This is a genomic window from Amycolatopsis sp. NPDC003731, from assembly GCF_053586895.1.
On record NZ_JBSFNC010000190.1, the window covers coordinates 1 to 15,131 of the forward strand.

The window sequence follows — 15,131 nt, forward strand, 5'->3', positions numbered from 1 at the left end:
CCGCGCAGGGCGAGTTCGACCTGCCGCTGGTCACCACGGTCCTGCGCGCGCGACGACGGTGACTTCCTTGACCTCGATCCAACCCGAGGTTGCACCACCACCGCCAGCCCATCAGCCCGGGAGGGGCCATGACCTCGATCGCGCCCGTCAAGACGCCGGCCGAGCGTGCGTTGCCGCGTTGGTCGGCCCGCTCCTGCGCGGACGCCGACCGGGCGGCCGTGCTCGCCCTCTTCACCGATCCCGGCTTCTTCTTCCGCACCGACCGGCCCGAGACGCGGCCCGAGTGGGAGATCCTCCGGCTCCTCGGCGACGACAGCCGCGTGCTCTGCGCCGACGGCCGGCCCGTCGGCCTCTACGCCTTGGAGCACGAGGGCAGCGAGCACGGCTGCCACTACGTCCTGCACCTGCGCCTGCGCTCGGACACCCCCACCTCCTGGTGGTGCGACGCCTACCGCGAGATCGTGCGGGCGCTGCGGTGGCGCCACGAGCTGGTGCGGCTGTCGGTCCGGTTCCTCGAATTCGACCCGGCCGGACTCGCCTTCGCGCGGGCGGCCGGGCTCACCGAAGAGGGCACGCTCGCCGGCGTCACCACGCGCGATGGCCGTCGCCGCGGCACGGTCTTCTTCTCCCAGGTCGAGGCGGCGTCATGAAACTGCGCGGATACCGCGGTACCGACCGCGGGCTGCTGAGCGGGCCGTGGCTCGCCGGCGAGCTGCTCGGCCTGCCGATCGGCGACTGGCCCGCGCTCGCCGAACCCACCGCGGTCCCCCCGCCCACCGGCGACGACGAGGAGCTGTGCGTCACCGACGACGCCTTCGTCCGCTACACGGCCATCGACTGGGTGCACCGGCGGGCCCGCGTCGAGATCGGCGTCCACAGTCCACTGTCCGATGTGGACGCACTACTGGCGCGCGCCGTCGAGCACGGGTTCACCGGCCTGAACCTGCGCCGGCTGCACGGCTGGGTCACCCCGGTCACCCGGCCGGACACCGAAGCGCTGACCGCGGCCGGGTTCCGGCGCGAAGCGGTCGTCCCGGCCGCCACCTGGTTCGACGGCGCACCCGCCGCACGGGAGATCTGGGGGACGATCCGCCATGACTGACCTGAGACCGCTTTCGCCCGCCGAAGCCGCGCAGGGCCTGCGCCGCGCGGGGGACGCCGCGCGCGGGTTCCTCGGCACCGACCCGGTCACCCAGAACGACGCCCTGCTCGCGCGGGAGCTCACCCGGCGCGAAGCCCAGGTGTACGCCGCGGGCGGCGCGCTGGTCGGCTGCGTGCCGAACCGGGCGCAGCCGCGCCAGGCGTACGTCTCGAGCACGTCCGCCGGCCCGGAGCCGGTGCGCGCGCTGCTCGGCCACCTCACCACCTACCAGCGTCGGACGTCGTTCGTCGCCCTGGTCCCCGAGGAGGGTGCCGCGGCCTTCCTCGGGGCCGGGTTCGCCCACAGCGGCGTGCTGCCCGGCCACCACTACGCCGGCCACGCCTTCCACGACCTGCTGGTCCTGGTGAAGGAGGAGCCATGCCGATCGTGACCGTCCGGCACTTCACCGAAGAGGACGTCCCGCTGCGCACGGAACTGCTGCGCGAGGCCCGGTTCGCGGCCAACCTCACCGATTTCGCCGTCGGGTCCGACGACGACGGCCTGCAGGCCCGGCAGCTGCGCACCATCACCGAGGAGCACCGGACCAAGCGGATCTTCACCGTCTGCGGCGCGCACGGCCGCGTGCTGGGCTTCGCCTGGATCACCTCGATCGACTGGCGCGCGCAGTGCTGCGAGCTGTCCTTCGGCGTGCTGCCGCGCGACCGCGGGCTCGGCGCGTTCGCCGTCTACGCGGTGCACAAGCACCTGCGCGACGAGCTCAACATGCGCGTGATCGTCAACCAGGTCTACACGCACAACACCATGTTCCTGTCCGCCGAGGCGCTCGAAGCCCAGCACCAGGTCCGTTGCGAACGGGATTCCCACACCGTCGGGCAGTGGCGGACGGCCTGTTACTGGACCCTGTCCGATGAGGACATCCGGCAGCACGAGGCGTCCGCGGAGGAACGACGGCGCGAACTGGCCGAGCGGATCCGCGAGCGGATCGAGGCCCGGTCGTGACCGGGCGGGCCGGGTACCTGCGGACGCCCGCGATCTCCGGCGGCACCCTGTACTTCGCGTGCGAGGACGACCTGTGGTCGGTGCCCGCCGAAGGCGGCCGGGCGCACCGCCTGACCGCGGGGCCCGGCGAGGCCCGGCGGCCGCGGATTTCCCCGGACGGCAAGGAAATCGCGTTCGTCGGCACCGACGACGGCCCGGCCGAGGTGTACGTCATGCCCGCCGAGGGCGGCCGGCCGCGGCGGCTGACCCACCAGGCCGGCCGGTGCGTCACCGTCGGCTGGCACCCGCACACCGGCGAGGTGCTCTACGCGACCGACGCCGAGCAGCCGTCCGGCTTCGGCGCGCGCCTGTTCTCGGTGTCCTCGGCCGGCGGTCCCGCGCGGCCGCTGCGGCTCGGGCCGGCCGACACGATCGCCTTCGGTGACACCGGTGTCGTCGTCGGCCGCAACACCGCGGATCCCGCGCGGTGGAAGCGGTACCGCGGGGGCGGCACCGGCGAGCTGTGGTACGCCGAGGACGAAGCCGGGCCGTTCGCCCGGCTCGTCGCGCTGCCCGGGAACGTCGCCGACCCCTGCTGGGCCGGCGGGCGCGTCCACTTCATCAGCGACCACGAAGGCATCGGCAACGTCTACTCGTGCCTGCCCGACGGCACCGACCTGCGCTGCCACACCGACCACCACGACCACTACGCGCGCGGGCTCACCACCGACGGCACCCGCCTGGTCTACACCGCGGGCGCCCGGCTGCACCTGCTCGACGAGCGCGGCGCGCGGCCGGTCGAGGTGGACCTCGGCGGCGCGGCCCCGCAGCGCGGCCGCCGGTTCGCCCCCGCGGGCGAGTACCTCGACGGTGCGCGCCTGTCCCCCGACGGCACCCGGCTCGCGGTGACCGCCCGCGGCAAGGCGTTCACCTTCGAGCACTGGTCGGGGCCGGTCCGCGGCCACGGCAGCGCCGACGGCGTCCGCTACCGGCTGCTGCGCTGGCTGGCCGGCGGCCGGCAGCTCGTCGCCGTGGCCGCCGACGAGAGCCCGGACGAGCGGATCGTGCTGATGGACGCCGAGGGCGGCGAGGACGCCCCGGTGCTGGTCGCCGGCGGCGTCGGGCACATCACCGAGCTGACCGCCTCCCCCGCGTCCGGGCTCGTCGCCTTCGCGACCAGCCGCCAGCGCGTGTGGATCGTGGACACCGCCGACGTGCTCCCCCGGCCCCGGCTGCTCGACGCGAGCCGGCACGAGCGCATCGAGGACCTCGCGTGGTCGCCCGACGGCCGGTGGCTGGCCTACACGTTCCCGGAGTCGCCGCGCACGTCGTCGATCAAGCTCGCCGACACCGCGTCCGGGCGCACCCACCGGGTCACCGAGCCGGTGGTGCGGGACGCGCGCCCGGCGTTCGACCCGTCCGGGCGCTACCTGTACTTCCTCGGCCAGCGCGACCTCACGCCGGAGCTGGACCAGGTGCAGTTCGACGTCGGGTTCCCGTTCGGCTCGCGGCCGTACCTGATCACGCTGCGGGCCGGCGACCCCTCGCCGTTCGAGGCGCGGACCGCGGTGCCCGGGCAGGCGCTGCCCGTCCCGCGCGGCGACGGCCGGGTGACGATCGACCTCGACGGCATTTCCCGCCGGGTGGCGGCGTTCCCGGTGCCCGAAGGCCGCTACAGCGACATCGCGGCGCTGCCCGGCCGGGTCCTGCTGCTGTCGGTGCCCCTTTCCGCGCCCGACCCGGCGCACCCGGGGGCCGGCGGCGAGGGCACGGTGTCGCTGGTGGACCTGGGCACCGGCCGCGTCACCGAGGGCTGCCTCGGCGCGGTCGACGAGCTCGACGTCCGGGGCGACGTGGTGCTGCACCGCACCGACAGCCGGTTGCGGGTGCTGCGCGCCGACGCCGCCGGCGACCCACCCGACGGCGAGGACCCGGGCCCGGCGACCGGCTGGGTCGACCTCGGGCGCGTCAAGGTCCCGTTCGACCCGTCGGCGGAGTGGCGGCAGATGTTCCGCGAGGCGTGGCGGCTGCAGCGCGAAGGCTATTGGGACGCCCGGATGTCCGGGCTCGACTGGGACGCGGTGTACGACCGGTACGCGCCGCTCGCGGAGCTCGTGTCGTGCCGCGCGGAGCTGTCGGACCTGATCTGGGAGCTGCACGGCGAGCTCGGCACGTCCCACGCGTTCGAACGCGGCGGCGAGTACCGCGCCGGGCCGGACGAAGCGCAGGGCTTCCTCGGCGTCGACTGGGACACCCCGCCCGACGGCGCCACCTGGCGGATCGCCCGGATCCTGCGCGGCGACCCGTGGAACCCGAAGGCCGGTTCGCCGTGCGCCCGGCTCGGCGCGGACATCCGCGCGGGCGACGCCGTGGTCGCGGTCAACGGCCGCCGCGTCGGCCCGCCGGGCCCCGGCGAGCTGCTGGTCGGGCAGGCCGACCGGGAGGTGGAGCTGACCGTGCGGCGGGGCGGCGCCGAGCACCGCGTGGTCGTGCGGGCGTGCGCCGGGGAAGCGCGGGCGCGGTACCTGGACTGGACCGAGGGCAACCGCGCGTACGTGCGGACGGTGTCCGGCGGCCGGCTGGGGTACCTGCACGTGCCGGACATGACGCGCGCCGGGTACGCCGACTTCGTCCGCGGGTTCCTGACCGAGCTCGACCGCGACGGCCTGATCGTGGACGTCCGGTTCAATACGGGCGGGCACGTGTCGCCGCTGTTGCTCGACCGGCTGGCCCGCCGCCGCACCGGCACCGAGCACGGGCGGTGGAGCGGGATGGCACCGTACCCGACGGAGTCCCCGCGCGGCCCGATGGCGACGCTGCTCAACGAGCACACGGGCTCCGACGGCGAGATCTTCGCGCACGTCTTCCGCGCGCTCGGGCTCGGCCCGCTGATCGGCAGGCGCAGCTGGGGCGGGGTGATCGCGACCTGGCCGCGGCACCGGCTGGTGGACGGCACGGTCACGACCCAGCCGGAGTTCCGCTACCGCTTCGGCGACGCGGGCGGGTCGCTGGAGAACCACGGCGTGGAGCCGGACCTGGCGGTGGTCCCCGCCCCGGACCGGCTGCTCCCGGGCGAGGACGACCAGCTCGCGGCGGCGGTCGCGCACCTGCTGGCGGAGCTGGGTTCGCCGTCGGACGAGCTGCCCGTGCCCCGGGCGGCCCTGCTGCTGCCGCAGGCGCCATGACCGGCCGGGTCGACGTCTGGGTGGTGCCGGTCCGTCCCCGGCCGGAGTGGGTGGCGCTGCTCGCCGGCGCCGAGCGCGCGCGCTGGGCCCGGCTGGCGGCGACGCCGGCGGGGGACGTGTTCGTGGCTTCCCGTGCGCTGCAACGCCTTTGGGGTGCTTCGGTGCTCGGTGTGCCGCCGTCGGAGGTGGTGATCGACCGCTCCTGCGAGCACTGCGGCGACCCCGCGCACGGCCGGCCGCGGGTGGCCGGCGCCCCGGCGTTCTCGGTGTCCCACACCGGGCGGTGGCTGCTGCTCGCGGTGGCTTCGGCGGGTCTGATCGGGGCGGACATCGAAGACCCGGCCGCGGCGGCCGACCCGGCGGGATTGGCCGGGGTGGTCTTGTCGGCTCCGGAGCACCGGGAGTTCTCGGCGGCACCCCCGGCGGAGCAGGCCGGGCGGCTGCTGAGGGCGTGGACCCGCAAGGAGGCGGCGATGAAGCTGGCCGGGCTGGGGCTGGCGGCCGCTCCCGCGCGGGTGGACGTGCGGGAACGGCTGGCGCGCGCGGAGGTGACGGGGTGGCCGCGCGAGCCGGTGCACCTGCGGTCGCTGACGGTGCCGGGCGACCACGTGGCGGCGCTGGCGACGACGGTGCCGGTGCGGACAGTGCGCCGTCGAGAGCCGGCGGAGCTCGGCGCGGCGATGGTTGCCGGGGTGCCGTGACCGCGAGCGAGGTGACGGCGATGCAGCCGGCCGGGCTGCGACTGGCCGCCGCTCCCGCGCGGGTGGATGTGCGCGGGTCCATCGCCCGTTCGGGGGTGCCCGGTCGGCCGTGCGAGCCGGTGCCCCCGCGGCCGCTGACGGCCCCCGGCGGCCTGGGCCCTGACCGGCCCCGTGCGGGCCGTGACCTGGCCGAACTCACCGCGCCGCTCCTCGCCGGACGGCCGTGAACCCCCACGATCGGAGGCAGACCACAAAGACGGGTACCCAATCTGGGTAGCGGCTACCCATGTGCCCGCATCTCCCGTAGTGCGAATCTTCTCGGTGTGAGCCAGACAGTAGAGCGCCCCGAGCAGGCCCCCCACGAGGCACCGGCCTGGTGGACCGCCGCTCGCCTTCCCGGCGAGGGCGGCGACCACCCGCCGGCCTGGGCGCTGCTCGCCGATCGCGTCCTGGCTTCGCTGCCCGCCGATGGTGACTGGCCCGCTCCTGTCGAGGCCGAGGGCGATCGCGTCTTCCGGCACGCCGTCCTCCCCTTCGCCGACGCCGCCCGGGACCTCCTGCTCGGCCGCGAGCCCGCCGCCGAGCGGGTGTGGTCCGGCGTGGAAACCTGGCTCTGCGGGCAGCTCACCGCGCTCGCGGCGCGAACCTTCGTCCTCGAGCTGCACTCCGCCCGGAAAGCCGGCCTGCTGCGCGGCGCGACCGGGCGGGACCGCTTCGTCGACTTCCTCCGCCTGCTCGGCAGCCGCGGCCACCTCACCGACGTGCTGGGCCGCCACCCGATGCTGGCGCGGCTGCTCGCCCAGACCTGCCTGCGCACCGTCGACGCCGTCGCCGAGCTGCTCGCCCGGTTCACCGCCGATCGCGAGGCGCTGCGGGCCGGGTTGCTCGCCGGCAGTGCCGCCGAGCTGAGCGAGCTGACCCTCGGTGCCGGCGATGTGCACTCCGGCGGCCGCGCGGTGGCCGTGCTCGGGTTCACCGACGGGCGGCAGCTGGTCTACAAGCCGCGGCCGCTCGGGCTGCTCGCCCGGTGGGGTGAGCTGCTGCGGTGGTTCGCCGAGGAACGGCCCGGGCTCGCGCCGCGGCCGGTGGGCGTCCTCGCCCGCGACGGCTACGGCTGGGCCGAGTACGTGCCCGCGCGGCCCTGCGCCGACCAGGCCGGCGTCGAGCTCTTCTACCGCCGCCAAGGCGCGCTGCTGGCCCTGCTCTACGCGCTCGACGCCACCGACATGCACTGCGAGAACCTCATCGCCTGCGGCGACCAGCCGATGCTGGTGGACGTCGAGACGCTGTTCCACCCCGCCTTCACCTCGCTCACCCGCAACGGCCCCGACCCGGCCGCCGCCGCGCTGCACCGCTCGGTGGCGCGCACCGCCCTGCTGCCCACGCTGATGCTCGGCGAGCACGGCGCGCTCGACGTCTCGGCCTTCGGCGGCGGCAACGGCGAACAGAGCCCGGGCGAAGTGCCGCACTGGACCGGCGCCGGGACCGACGACATGCGCCTGGCGCGCGGGCCCCGCCCCTACGCCGGCGGTGCGAACCGCCCGGTGCTCGCCGGGGCCGAGGTCGACGCCGGGATGTACCGGCAGAGCCTGCTGAGCGGCTTCCGCGCCGCCTACGAATCGCTGGTGGACCGCCGCGGCGAGCTGCTCGGCGGCGCGCTGGACGGGTTCGCGGGCGAGGAGATCCGCCTGGTCATGCGGCCGACGCAGGTGTACGCGACGCTGCTGACCGACTCGACCCACCCGGCGCACCTCGCCGCGGGCGCCGCCCGGCCGGAGGCGTTCGCCTCGCTCGCCGAGGATCACGGGAAGGCCCACCTGCCCGCGCTCGTGCCGCACGAGATCACCGAACTGTGCGACGGCGACGTGCCGGTGTTCACCGCCGCCGCGGGGTCGGTCGACGTCACCACCGGCACCGGTGTGGTGCTGCCCGGCCTGCTGGCCGCGAGCGGCCTCGACCAGGCCCGCGCGAAGATCGCGCAGCTGTGCGCGGAAGACCTGCGCGAGCAGGAGTGGTTCGTCGAGGCCACGCTCGCCACCCGCCGCCCGGAGGTCCGCCACGGCGCGGGGGCGCCGCTGCCCGGCGCGGTCGCCGCCGTCGTGCCCGACAGCCAGCACCTGCTCGCGCTGGCGTCGGCGATCGGCGACGACCTCGTCGCCCGCGCCGCGCACGACGACGTCCGGGCCAACTGGGTCGGCCTCGAACTCCTGGACGGCCGCCACTGGCTGGTGCTGCCGATGGGCGCCGGGCTCGCCGAGGGCTACTGCGGCACGGCGCTCTTCCTGGCCCAGCTGGGCGAGCTGACCGGCACCGCGCGGTACTCCGAGCTGGCCGCGAAGGCCGTGCGCACGCTGCCGGTGCTCGTCGAGGTCCTCGCCGAGCACCCCGACCTCGCGCGCGAAGTCGGCTCCGGCGGGTTCTTCGGCCTGGGCGGCATCTGCTACGCCCTGGCCCGCCTGGCCTCCCTGCTCGGCGACAACACGCTCGCCGCCTGCCTGCCCGCCGCGATCGCCGCGACCGCCGCCGCCGACGCGGCCGCGCCCGTGGGCGTCGGCGAAGGCACCGCGGGCGCCCTCGCCGCCATGCACGCCGTGCACGCGGAAAGCGGGCTGCCCGAAGCGGCCGCGCTGGCCGCCACGCTCTCCCGGCGGCTCGCCGGTGCCGCGCGCCCCACCGCCCCCGGCTTCCTCTGGGGCGCGGCGGGGGTCGAGTGGGCCCTCGGCCGGGGCGGCCGGATCCCGGCGGACTCCGTGGCCGGCGACCTGGGCTGGTGCTCGGGCCTGGCCGGGCGGGTGCTCGCCGCGGCCGCCGGTCCGGGGTTCGCCGCACCGGCGGCGGACGCGTTCTCGGCCGCGGTGGCCGCCCGGCCGCCGTCGTCGGACCAATCCCTCTGCCACGGCGAACTCGGCACCCTCGAAGCACTCGTGGTGCTCGCCGGGCAGGGTCACGAACCGTCGGTCTCCGCCTTGCGGAGAACGACTTCGCGCCTCGTCGGCGCCATCGAAGGACACGGGCTCCAGTGCGGTACGCCGCACGGCGTAGCGAGCCCAGGCCTGTTGACCGGAACCGGGGGTATCGGTTTCGGGTTGTTGCGGGCCGGTTTTGCCGAACAGGTTCCGTCGGTTCTGCTGCTCGAACCATCGGGGCACCGGAAATAACCGCGAAACTCATACAACACGGGAGTGCAGATGCGCAACGACACCAATGCCGGCGAATTCGACGCGACCCCCGCCGGTTCGGCGGCGGACAGCCCGCTCGGCGACGCCACGCCTGGTGCCAGAACGAAGATCGGTGTCCGGGCGGGGATTCTCGCCGGGCTGACCCTCGGCGTCGCCAGCGCGGCGGTCGTCACGATGGACATCAGCACCGTCGTCAGCAACCACACGCACGCGTGACGTGCTCGCGACGGCACAAAGCGTGACAACAACCCCAATCTTGCCGTCCGAACAGTGGAATCTCCACCGGAAGACCACCGAATTCGTGAGTCCGGTCTCTAAGGTTGGCGCATGCGCACCCGTGCCCCCGCTCTCGTCGGCCGAGGAACGGAGATCGAGGAGATCGGGCGGGTGTTGCACGACGCTCGCCGTTCTTCGGGATCGGCCGTGTTCGTCACGGGGGAACCCGGCATAGGCAAGACCCGGCTCGCCGCCGAGGCGGTCGGCCACGCTCTGGACGCGGGATTGGTGGTGCTGCGGGGCCGCGGCAGCACCACCGGGCCCGCCGTGCCGTTCCGGGCGCTCACCGAAGCACTGCTGTCGCTGGCCCGCACCGGCGGCCGCGAGCTGGTCGAACAGCTCGGGCCGTACCGGTCGGTGCTGGGCAGGCTGATCCCGGACTGGGCCGCCGGGGCCGACGCGGCCGGCGACTCCTCGCTGGTGGTGCTCGCCGAGGCGACGCTGCGGCTCACCGGGCTGGCCGGGGCGGGCCGCGGCTGCCTGTTCGTCGTCGACGACCTCCAGGACGCCGACGTGGAAACCCTGGCCGTGGTGGAGTACCTGGCCGCCAACATCCGCACGCAGCCGGTGGTCGTGCTGGCCACCCTGCGCGCCGAACCTTCGCCCGCGCTGGAGGCGGCCCACGCCGTCGCCCGGCGCGGTGAAGGTTTCCTCATGCCGCTCGACAGCCTCGGGCCCGCCGAGGTGCGGGACGTGGTGGCGTCGTCGCTCGGCGCCGAACCGGACCAGGTGTCCGCCGACGTGGCCGAGCGCCTGTTCGCCGACAGCGCGGGCAACCCGCTCGTCGTCGAGGAACTGCTGCACAGCATGGTGGCGGCGGGCGAGCTGGTGAACGGCGCCGCGGGCTGGCGGTTCACCGGCCACGGCCGCAGCGCCGTGCCCTCGACGCTCGTCACGATCATCACCCGCCGCGCCGACCGCCTCGGTGAACGCGGCAAGCAGCTGCTCGCCATCGCGGCGGTGCTCGGGCGCCGGTTCCCGCTGTCGGTGGTGCAGCGGGTGAGCGAACTGGACGACCACAGCCTGTTCGGCCACCTGCAGTCCGCCGTCGCCGCCCAGCTGCTCATCGCCGACGAGCGCGGCGAAGACTGGTACGCCTTCCGCCACCCGCTCACCGCCGAAGCGCTGCTGACCCTGCTCAACCCGGCCGAGCGCGTGGCGCTGTCGGCCAAGGCGGCCGACGCCGTCGTGGAGCTGCACCCCGACCTGCCCGGCGAGCTGTGCAGCCTGGCCGCGTCGCTGCGGCTGGGCGCCGGCGACCGCTGGGCCGCCGCCGACCTCTACCGCGAGGCCGCCCAGCGCGCGCTCGCCGAGGGCGCGCCGGGGTCGGCCATCGCCGTGCTGGAACACGCCGTGAACCTGCTCGGCGAGGACGCCGGCCGCGGCGGCGACCACTCCGGCCGCTACCGGGACCTGCTCGAACTGCTGCTGTTCGCGCTGGCGGAGGCGGGGCAGTTCGACCGGGCGGCGAAGGTGGCGCGTTCGCTGCGGCCCACCGACGGCCGCGATTCGGCGCGCCAGATCCGTGTCCACGTCCGGCTGGCGTGGGCGGCCCAGGTCGCCGGCCGCTGGGCGGAGGGCTTCGAGCAGGTCGCCGCGGCCCGTGCGCTGCTGCCGGCGGAGGGGCTGGACGAGGAAGCTGTCGCGGTCGACGCCGTGGACGCGTACCTGTCGATGTCCGGCCCGGCCCCCGACCGGGTGCGCCGCAGCGAGGAGCTGGGCCGCCGGGCGGTGGCCGGGGCCGAGCGGATCGGCTCGCCCTCGACGGCGTGCCAGGCGCTCTACGCGGTCGGGTTCGTGGTGCGCGAGCGGGACATGGCCGAGTCCGACGAGTGCTTCCGGCGGATGCTCGACAGCGCCGCCGAGCACCGGCTGACGAACTGGCGCAACTACGCGCTGGTCGGCCTGGGCGGCAACGCCTGGCTGGCCGAGGCCGACCCCTCGGGGCTGGAGACCGCGCGGGCCGAGGCGCTGCGCACCGGCGGGATCAGCCTGGCCTACAACGCGGACGCCGTGCTGGGCCTGCATTCGGTGCTGTGCGGCCGGTTCGCCGAGGCCGGGCGGCGGCTCGACGCGTGCTACGCGGAGTCGTCGCGGATCAAGCTGTACGCGGTCAGCCGGTACGTGCAGATGGCGCAGGCGGTGCTGGCGGGCCACCGCGGCGACCGCCGGGCGATGGAGTCCGCCCTCGGCGACTTCCGGCGCGGCGGCGGTGACGCCGGCCCGGAGGCCCCCCTGGCCCGCGGCCTGGCCCAGGTCTTCTGCTCGCTGCTGGAGGAGGACCGCGAGACCGCGCGCGCCCAGCTGGACACCCTGGCCGCCGACCAGGCGCGGCAGCAGAGCACGTTCCACCTGGCCGGCACCCACGGCCTCAAGCTGCTGCTCGACGTCATCGCGGGCGACGCGACCTGGGACGACCACCGGCGCATCGCCGCCGGAGCCACCGGCGGGATGCGCTGGAACCGCCAGTTCGTGCTCCTGGCCGAGGCGGTGCTGCACGGCCGCGACCACGCGCACGAGGCCGCGGCCACGGCCATGCGGCGCGCGGCCCAGGCGGCGGCCCCGTTCGGCGTCGCCCGCCCGCTGGGCCTGCGCCTGACCGCCGAGCCCGCGGTCGACGACGGCTGGGGCGAGCCGGCGGAATGGCTCCGCGAAGCCGAAAGCCACTTCCACGGCGCGGACGTGATCCCGGTGGCCAGCGCCTGCCGGGCCCTGCTCCGGCGCGCCGGAGCGTCGGTGCAGCAGCGCCGCACGGGCACCGAGCGGGTCCCGGAGAGCTTGAGGGCGATCGGCGTCACGCTGCGCGAGTACGAGGTCTTCGAGCTGCTGGCGTTCCGGCTCAGCAACAAGGCACTGGCGGCCCGGCTGCACATTTCCCCGCGCACGGTGGAGAAACACGTGGCGGCCCTGCTGATGAAGACGTCGGTCCGCGACCGCGCCGAACTGGCCCGCTTCGCGGCGGAGAACTCGTCGGCCTCGGAGGTCTGACGGCAACGTTCCGGGGCGCGGTCGTCCGGCACTCACGGCGGCGGGCCCCGCGGGCCCGCTCAGCACCGGGGTCCCCTTGAGCAGGACGCGGATTTCGCCGAGGGGCTGCGGCCGGCCGAGTGCCTGGTCCCGGGTGGGAGCCGCACCGACGTTGTCCAGCAGCTGCTGCCGGTCGGCGTCCGGCAGCTGCCGACATCGGAACCCTCTCCCGGCTGAACCCGCCCTCCAGGCTCCGAGCCGAGGCGCGGCCGGTCCACGTCCGAACGGTCACCCGATCGGGCAAGCGCACCTGCTCGATCGGGCCGTCACCCGGCGTCGTGCGACCGGCAACCGATCACGTCCGCGGCGGCGCGAGCGCCCGCCAGGTCAGCGGACCACCGCCGACAACGCGCACAACGCCGCCCACCCGGCCGCGAAACCCGCCACCTTCGCCCGCGCCGAACGATCCGGCAAACCGGTCCCGAACACCACCGCGTCCGCCGCGTCGGAGGCCACCCTCGCCGCCAACGCCACCTGAAGCGGCTTGCCCTCCGGTGCCAGCAACATCGCCAAACCGATCGCCGCGTCCCTGGCGCCGATTCCGGCGATCAAGGTGCGGACGCCCGCGGTGACGTCGCCGGCCGGGGTCGTCAAGCCGCATGGTTTGGCCAATACGCGCGGCGCGGCGATGATCGTGGCGCTGTACGCGGCCGTCACCGCTCCGAGGACGCGGGTCAACGCGGGCATCCGTCACTCTTTTCCCTAGGTGCGAGCTGAGGCTTTCCGCTTACCCCCGTCCGCCGGTGCCAAACCGCCGCCGACGCCGGAGTCGATCGCCGCCGTCACGATGCGGTTGCGGTCGCCGGACGACAGGACGCCGTTGGCCATGAGTTCCTGCGTCACCGCCTTCACGTGCTTCACGAACCGGTCATGCGATGCGTACTCCGCGTTCTCGTCGATGACGTCGTTGATCGTGCAGCCGTTGCCGATGTCGACGTTCGCCACCTGGCTGTCGATCCCGCCGACCACCACCGTCTCGCGGGTGTCCGACACCGGGCAGGCGTCCGGCGGCGGCGCGACCGCGACCACCGTGAACGCTCCCGAGACCTCGGCCGAGACGTTCCCGGCGACGTCCGTGGCCCGGGCCCGCACGGTGTGCGCGCCCAGCGCCGACACGACCACCGGCGCCGCGTACCTGGTCCACGCCGCGGCGTCCACTTTGTACTCGACGAAGCCTACTCCGGACTCGGTGTCCGAAGCCGTCACCGTCACGGTCCCCGCCCCCACATAGTTCCAGCCGCCGTCCTGCTTCCCGGTGACCTGGAGCGCGACCGAAGGCGCCGTCGTGTCCCCGCCGGGGACCACGGTGAACGACACCGAACCCTCCGCGGACGCGTTGCCGGCGACGTCACGAGCGCGGTAGCCCACCGTGTGCGCCCCGGCCGCGGACACCGGAACCGGTGCCGCGTAAGCAGTCCACGCCCCACCGTCCACTTTGTATTCGACGGCGGCGACCCCGGAACCCGCGTCCGCAGCCGTCACCGTGACCGTCGCCTTGCCGACGTAGCTGCCGTCGGCGTCCTGCGTGCCGGCCACCGAGGCCGACACCGTCGGCGGTGTCGTGTCGCTGCGGACCACCGTGAAGTGGGCCATGCCCTCCGGCGACACGTTCCCGGCGACGTCGGTGGCCCGGTAGTGCAGCATGTGCGTGCCGGCAGCGGAAACCACCACCGGCGCCGAGTAAGCCGTCCAGGGCCCGCCGTCCAGCTGGTACTCCACCGAAGCCACGCCGGAATCCGCGTCCGTGGCCGTGATCCGCGCCGTCGCGACGTCGAGGTAGTTGCCCGCCGCGTCCTGGGTGCCGGTGATCGCCGCGCTCACCGCGGGCGCGGTCGTGTCCCCCGGCCGCGCGACGACCGTGAAATGCGCCATCCCTTCTTCCGACGTGTTCCCGGCGACGTCGCGCGCGCGGTAGTGCAGCATGTGCGTGCCCGCGGCGGAAACCACCACCGGCGCCGAGTAAGCCGTCCAGGTGCCGCCGTCGAGCTGGTATTCGACCGCGGCGACGCCGGAGCCCGCGTCGGTCGCCGAAAGCGCCACCGTGGCGGACCCGACGTAGTTGCCCGACGGGTCACGATCCCCCGTCACGGCAGCGGTCACGGCCGGCGGGGTCGTGTCGCCGGTGCCGTCGGAGACGACGAACTCCCCCACCATCGCCGTGTGCCCGGGGATCGTGCAGAAGTACCGGTACTTGCCCGGCGTCAGCGTCACGACGGCTTCGTGCCGGCCGTCCTGCGGGTCGAACGGGTTGGCCAGGATGTTGAGCGAGACGTCGTGGTTGTAGCCCGGCGTCGTCGTGTCGAAGGTCAGGGTGTGCGACATCCCGGTCGTGTTGCCGGTGGCTTCGCTGTTCTCGAAGACGATGGTGGTCTCGCCGGGCAGGGCGCCGGTCGGCGCGGAGGCGTACTCGGTGGTGCTGTTGTTCCCGGTCCAGGTCAGCGTCTGGACCGGAGCCGCCGCCGCGGGCGTCGCCAGCCCGAGCAGCGCCAGGAACGCGGTCAGCAGCAGGGCGATCAGTCGTGGGGACATCGCGGGGAACCCTTCCTGAAGTGGGTCGGTGACTTCGACCAGCACCGCGCGGCCGTCGGCGGGGATGCCGCTCCGATTCGTGGCGTTGCTGGCCGCCGCGGCCGCGCTGTTGCTGGGCTGTGCCGGGCCGGCGTCGGCCGGGGAACTGCAGCAG

Annotated in this window: 12 protein-coding genes; 10 read left to right on the forward strand and 2 right to left on the reverse strand. The window is 74.9% G+C overall.

The features are described 5' to 3' along the window. Positions 1–128 precede the first annotated feature (128 nt). The 10 genes from ACWDN5_RS42095 to ACWDN5_RS42140 all read left to right on the forward strand — a co-directional run bounded on the left by ACWDN5_RS42095 (position 129) and on the right by ACWDN5_RS42140 (position 12,409). Positions 129–650, forward strand: a complete 522-nt coding sequence (locus ACWDN5_RS42095) for a hypothetical protein (RefSeq protein ID WP_449680205.1) — start codon at positions 129–131, stop codon at positions 648–650. After that, a complete protein-coding gene (locus ACWDN5_RS42100) occupies positions 647–1,102 on the forward strand; it encodes a hypothetical protein (protein ID WP_449680206.1) in 456 nt (151 codons plus the stop codon). The genes ACWDN5_RS42095 and ACWDN5_RS42100 overlap by 4 nt, the downstream gene beginning before the upstream one ends. Beyond that, complete coding sequence (locus ACWDN5_RS42105; RefSeq protein ID WP_310969763.1) at positions 1,095–1,532, forward strand: hypothetical protein; 438 nt, start codon at positions 1,095–1,097, stop codon at positions 1,530–1,532. The genes ACWDN5_RS42100 and ACWDN5_RS42105 overlap by 8 nt, the downstream gene beginning before the upstream one ends. Next, positions 1,520–2,101, forward strand: coding sequence for a GNAT family N-acetyltransferase (locus ACWDN5_RS42110; protein WP_310969762.1), 582 nt, complete (start codon positions 1,520–1,522; stop codon positions 2,099–2,101). The genes ACWDN5_RS42105 and ACWDN5_RS42110 overlap by 13 nt, the downstream gene beginning before the upstream one ends. Then, positions 2,098–5,265: a S41 family peptidase gene (locus ACWDN5_RS42115; RefSeq protein ID WP_449680207.1), complete on the forward strand. Its 3,168-nt coding sequence runs from the start codon at positions 2,098–2,100 to the stop codon at positions 5,263–5,265. Before ACWDN5_RS42110 ends, ACWDN5_RS42115 begins: the two co-directional genes overlap by 4 nt. After that, the gene (locus tag ACWDN5_RS42120; RefSeq protein WP_310969760.1) at positions 5,262–5,966 is read left to right on the forward strand and encodes a 4'-phosphopantetheinyl transferase family protein; all 705 of its coding nucleotides are present in this window, start codon (positions 5,262–5,264) and stop codon (positions 5,964–5,966) included. The genes ACWDN5_RS42115 and ACWDN5_RS42120 overlap by 4 nt, the downstream gene beginning before the upstream one ends. Beyond that, a complete protein-coding gene (locus ACWDN5_RS42125) occupies positions 5,963–6,193 on the forward strand; it encodes a hypothetical protein (protein WP_449680208.1) in 231 nt (76 codons plus the stop codon). The genes ACWDN5_RS42120 and ACWDN5_RS42125 overlap by 4 nt, the downstream gene beginning before the upstream one ends. A 96-nt stretch (positions 6,194–6,289) precedes the next feature. Then, positions 6,290–9,124, forward strand: coding sequence for a type 2 lanthipeptide synthetase LanM family protein (locus ACWDN5_RS42130; RefSeq protein ID WP_449680209.1), 2,835 nt, complete (start codon positions 6,290–6,292; stop codon positions 9,122–9,124). Between the two features lie 30 nt (positions 9,125–9,154). Then, positions 9,155–9,361, forward strand: a complete 207-nt coding sequence (locus ACWDN5_RS42135; protein ID WP_449680210.1) for a hypothetical protein — start codon at positions 9,155–9,157, stop codon at positions 9,359–9,361. 111 nt (positions 9,362–9,472) lie between these two features. Next, positions 9,473–12,409, forward strand: coding sequence for an AAA family ATPase (locus ACWDN5_RS42140; RefSeq protein ID WP_449680211.1), 2,937 nt, complete (start codon positions 9,473–9,475; stop codon positions 12,407–12,409). Between the two features lie 366 nt (positions 12,410–12,775). Here the strand turns inward: ACWDN5_RS42140 and ACWDN5_RS42145 are convergent, their stop codons facing one another. Both ACWDN5_RS42145 and ACWDN5_RS42150 read right to left on the reverse strand, forming a co-directional pair. After that, positions 12,776–13,135 (reverse strand): hypothetical protein, encoded by a 360-nt coding sequence (locus ACWDN5_RS42145; protein WP_310969755.1) that lies wholly within the window; start codon positions 13,133–13,135, stop codon positions 12,776–12,778. 15 nt (positions 13,136–13,150) lie between these two features. After that, positions 13,151–14,977 (reverse strand): OmpL47-type beta-barrel domain-containing protein, encoded by a 1,827-nt coding sequence (locus tag ACWDN5_RS42150; RefSeq protein ID WP_449680212.1) that lies wholly within the window; start codon positions 14,975–14,977, stop codon positions 13,151–13,153. Between the last annotated feature and the right edge of the window lie 154 nt (positions 14,978–15,131).

Bases quoted from the DNA above. Each gene is read 5' to 3' on its own strand.
- ACWDN5_RS42095 (WP_449680205.1), top strand. From the start codon at position 129: ATGACCTCGATCGCGCCCGTCAAGACGCCGGCCGAGCGTGCGTTGCCG.
- ACWDN5_RS42100 (WP_449680206.1), top strand. From the start codon at position 647: ATGAAACTGCGCGGATACCGCGGTACCGACCGCGGGCTGCTGAGCGGG.
- ACWDN5_RS42105 (WP_310969763.1), top strand. From the start codon at position 1,095: ATGACTGACCTGAGACCGCTTTCGCCCGCCGAAGCCGCGCAGGGCCTG.
- ACWDN5_RS42110 (WP_310969762.1), top strand. From the start codon at position 1,520: ATGCCGATCGTGACCGTCCGGCACTTCACCGAAGAGGACGTCCCGCTG.
- ACWDN5_RS42120 (WP_310969760.1), top strand. From the start codon at position 5,262: ATGACCGGCCGGGTCGACGTCTGGGTGGTGCCGGTCCGTCCCCGGCCG.
- ACWDN5_RS42135 (WP_449680210.1), top strand. From the start codon at position 9,155: ATGCGCAACGACACCAATGCCGGCGAATTCGACGCGACCCCCGCCGGT.
- ACWDN5_RS42140 (WP_449680211.1), top strand. From the start codon at position 9,473: ATGCGCACCCGTGCCCCCGCTCTCGTCGGCCGAGGAACGGAGATCGAG.
- ACWDN5_RS42145 (WP_310969755.1), bottom strand. From the start codon at position 13,135: ATGCCCGCGTTGACCCGCGTCCTCGGAGCGGTGACGGCCGCGTACAGC.
- ACWDN5_RS42150 (WP_449680212.1), bottom strand. From the start codon at position 14,977: ATGTCCCCACGACTGATCGCCCTGCTGCTGACCGCGTTCCTGGCGCTG.